General features: G+C 70.4%; 3 protein-coding genes. 2 read left to right on the top strand and 1 reads right to left on the bottom strand.

Features of this window, described 5'->3' with window-relative positions; all coding sequences use genetic code 11:
* The coding region (locus AC1DOC_RS22985; protein ID WP_478130551.1) for a citrate synthase family protein at positions 1-366 on the bottom strand (366 nt) is incomplete at its 3' end.
* Positions 367-472: 106 nt separating this feature from the next.
* On the opposite strand from AC1DOC_RS22985, the gene AC1DOC_RS22980 reads away from it, so the two are divergent.
* Positions 473-2,800 carry an acyl-CoA dehydrogenase gene (locus AC1DOC_RS22980; protein ID WP_478083150.1) on the top strand — a complete coding sequence of 776 codons (2,328 nt, stop codon included), beginning with the start codon at positions 473-475 and terminating at the stop codon, positions 2,798-2,800.
* A gap of 43 nt (positions 2,801-2,843) precedes the next feature.
* A complete protein-coding gene (locus tag AC1DOC_RS22975; RefSeq protein WP_436042825.1) occupies positions 2,844-3,830 on the top strand; it encodes a Bug family tripartite tricarboxylate transporter substrate binding protein in 987 nt (328 codons plus the stop codon).
* Positions 3,831-3,979 lie beyond the last annotated feature (149 nt).

The following is a 3,979-nucleotide window of genomic DNA, read 5'->3' as shown; positions in this document are numbered from 1 at the left end:
GAAGGGAATGGCCTCGTAGAGCATCCTGGCTGCGCCTTCGGTGCTGCCCACGAACACCGTGCCCAGCCCGCACAGGCCCGCGGCCACCGCAGCCTGCAGCGCCTCGGGCGCGCCTGCATAGGTGAGGCGCGCGGCCAGCGCGCTGGGCGTGATGCCATGCTCGACCAGCGTGACGACGATGGCGTTGAAAGTGACCGACTCCTGCGGCGTCGGGATGCGGCCCGTGAGCTCCAGGAAGGCCATGTCGCCGAGGTTCAGGTGGCCCAGGATCTCGGAGGGCAGGTCGCGCCCGCGCACGGTGATCTTGTCGGGCGTGCTGTGGCCGAGCTCGGTGTGCAGGGATTTCTTGATCTTTGTGGTGGTCATGCGCCGAATCTATGCCGCCCTCGCGCGAGGCGGGTCTGTGAATGCGAAACCCTCCCTTCGGCAAATGCAAATGCCGCGCGGCGGGCCGTTCTGTCACGCTGCGGCGATGGACACAGAATCACTTTCCGCCGTGCGCGATGCTGCGCTCGACTACTTCGTTCGCAGCCGTTCCATCCAGCGGCGGCGCGAGCGCATGGAGCGGCCCGAGGCCGACGAGGCGCAGGGCTGGAGCGCCATGGCCGAGCTGGGCTGGACCGGCATGCTGGCACCCGAATCCGCGGTCGGCCTGGGGCTGAATCTTGCGGGCGCCGCGCAGATCCTGCGGGCCGCGGGCGAGCATGTGGCGCCCGAGCCGTTGCTGGCGGTGGCGGGCCTGAGCGCCATGCTGCTCGCGCGGCTCAAGGCTCCGGCCGCGCAGTCGTTGCTGGCGGAGCTGGTCGCGGGCCGCAGCCTGCCGGCGCTGGCCTGGCAGGAAAGCGCCGGCGACCTGAGCGCCGTGCCGCTGGCCTGCGGCTGCGAGCCGCGCGCGGGGCATGCGGGCGGCGTGCTGCTGCAGGGCGAGAAGCTCATGGTGCTGCCCGGCGCGGCCGCCAGCGGCTGGCTGGTGTCGGCGCGCGGCAGCGACGATGCGGTGCTGCTGTGGGTGCCGCGCGGCACGGCCGGCGTGAGCGAAACCCTGGTGCCGCTGGTGGACGGCAGCCAGGCCGCGAGCCTGCGCTTCGAGCAGGTGGCGCTGCCCGCGGACGCGGTGCTGGCCGAAGGCCCCGCCGCGCAGGACGCGCTGCGCCACGCGCTCGCGGCCGGCCAGGTCCTGCAGGCGGCCGAGCTGCTGGGCGTGGGGCAGGCGATGCTCGCGCAGACGCTGGCCTACCTGCGCACCCGTTCGCAGTTCGGCAAGCCCATCGGCAGCTTCCAGGCGCTGCAGCACCGCTGCGTGGACATGTTCATTCACCTCGAAGTGGCGCAGGCCGCGCTCGCCGAGGTGCTGGCACTGGCGGACCAGGGGCTCCCGGCCGAACGGCTCGAAGCCGAAGCCAGCCGCGTCAACGCCCGCTGCACCGCCGCGGCGCTGCAGGCCTCGCGCACGGCGGTGCAGCTGCATGGCGCCATCGGCTACACGCAGGAGTGCGAGCTGAGCCTCTACTACAAGCGCACGCTGTGCCTTTCGGCGTGGCTCGGCAACGTGGCCGCGCACCAGCGCCGGCATGCCGCGCTGGCCGACGGCGACGAAGCGCGGGCGGGCACCGCCGCATGGGAGGGCGAGTTTCCGCGCAGCGCCGACTGGCATGCGATGCCCGAGGCCGAGTTCCGGCGCATGGTGCGCGCCTTCCTGCAGCAGCGCTATCCGCAGCAGCTGCGCTACCTGTCGCACCGCGCGCGCTGGAGCGAGATCCGCGAGTGGTATCTCACGCTGTCGGCGCAGGGATGGATCGCGCCCGCGTGGCCAGAGGTGCATGGCGGCATGGGGCTGCCGGCCGACAAGCTCATTGCATGGATCGAGGAGCTCGAGCAGCACGGCGTTGCACGCGCGCCGGACCAAGGCATCGTGATGATCGGCCCGCTGCTGATCCAGCATGGCACGACCGAGCAGCAGCAGCGCTTCCTGCCGCGCATCCTGAGCGGCGAGCATGTGTGGTGCCAGGGCTATTCGGAGCCCAACGCCGGCTCCGACCTGGCGGGCCTTCGCACCGAGGCCGTGGCGGGGCGCGATGCCGAGGGCGATCACTTCATCGTCAATGGCCAGAAGATCTGGACCACGCTCGCGCAGGACGCCAACCACATCTTCATGCTGGTGCGCACCGACAAGGCCGCGCGCAAGCAGGAGGGCATCAGCTTCCTGCTGTGCGACCTGCGCACGCCGGGCATCACGGTGCGGCCCATTCACACGCTTTCGGGCGAGCCCGAGTTCTGCGAGGTGTTCTTCGACAACGTGCGCGTGCCGGCCGAAAACCTCGTGGGCAAGCTGCATGGCGGCTGGACGATTGCCAAGGCGCTGCTGGGCTTCGAGCGCATCTTCCTCGGCAGCCCCAAGCAGTCGCAGTACGCGCTGGGCCAGCTCGCGCGGTTGGCGCAGGCGCGGCGCCTATTTGCGGACCCGGTGTTTGCGCAGCGCTTTGCCGCACTGCGGCTCGACGTGCTCGACCTGTCGGCCGCATACACGGGCTTTGCCGACATCGTGCGCGCGGGCCAGCCGCTGCCTGCGTCGGTGTCGTTGCTCAAGATATGGGCCAGCGAAACCTACCACCGCATCGGCGCGCTGCTGGTCGAGGCCGGCGAAGAGCAGGGCGCCGTCGCGGGCGACCAGCTGCTCGACGGGCAGAGCTTCAACGTGCTGTCGCCGCTCATCGGCTCCACCGCCGCAATGATCTATGGCGGCACCAACGAGATCCAGCGCAACATCCTTGCGCGGCAGGTGCTCGACTTGCCTGCCTGATCGATGCGAGCCGCCGAAGAAATACACAACAGGAGACAACGCCATGACATCGACTCACTTCTCGCGCCGCCACCTCATGGCCGCGATGGCAGGCAGCGCACTGCTGGCCGCACTGCCTTCGCGCGCCCTGGCGCAGCAACAGTTGCCGCCACTCATCAAGCTGGTGGTCGGCTATTCGGCCGGCGGCCCGGTGGACGGCGCGGCGCGCCTGCTTGCGCCCGCGCTGAGCCAGGAGCTCGGCACGCAGGTCATCGTCGACAACCGCCCCGGTGCCAGCGGCTCGGTGGGCGGCGATGCAGTGGCCAAGGCCGTGCCCGACGGCGCGCTGCTGTTCTTCGGCGCAAGCCCGACCATCACCATCAATCCGAACATCCAGCGCAGGATGCCCTTCGATCCGATGAAGGACCTGACGCCCATCGCGCCGCTGGTCGACTACACCAACGTGCTCGTGGTCAACCAGGACCTGCCGGTGCACAGCGTGGCCGAGCTGCTGGCCTATGCGAAGGCGCGGCCGGGCAAGGTGTTCTACGGCTCGGCCGGCATCGGCGCGTCGAACCACCTGAGCGGCGCGCTGCTCGAGAAGATGACCGGCGTGCAGCTCACGCATGTGCCCTACAAGGGCAGCGCACCCGCGTTGGCCGACGTGATGGGCGGCACCGTGACGATGATGTTCGACATCATCGCCACCTCGCGGCCCTTCATCCAGTCGGGAAAGATCCGCGCGCTGGCCGTCACCTCGCGCCAGCGCAACCGCATGCTGCCCGAGGTGCCGACCATGATCGAGTCGGGCGTGGCCGGCTACGACGTGGGCGGCTGGTTCGGCCTCTACGGCCCGGCGCGCATGGACGCGGCGCTGGTCGCGCGCCTGAACGCGGCCGCGCACAAGGCGCTGGCGCGTGAGGATGTCGCCCATCGGCTGCGCGAGCAGGGCTACGAGGTCTGGAGCGGCGGCGCGGAGCTGCTCGCGGCCAAGGGCCAGGCCGACCGCAGGCTCTGGGCCACGGCGGCGCAGGGCATCGAGGCGGAATGAGCGAAATGCCGGCACCCACGCGGATCCACGAGCTGCTCGAAGCGCGCGCATTGCAGTCGAAATGCCGGCACCCACGCGGATCCACGAGCTGCTCGAAGCGCGCGCATTGCAGTCGCCGGGCGACGCCTTTCTCTTCGAACCATCGGGCA

This window comes from Variovorax sp. 01T439_2 (assembly GCF_056398445.1).
This window is presented reverse-complemented; position numbering and strand designations above follow the sequence as displayed.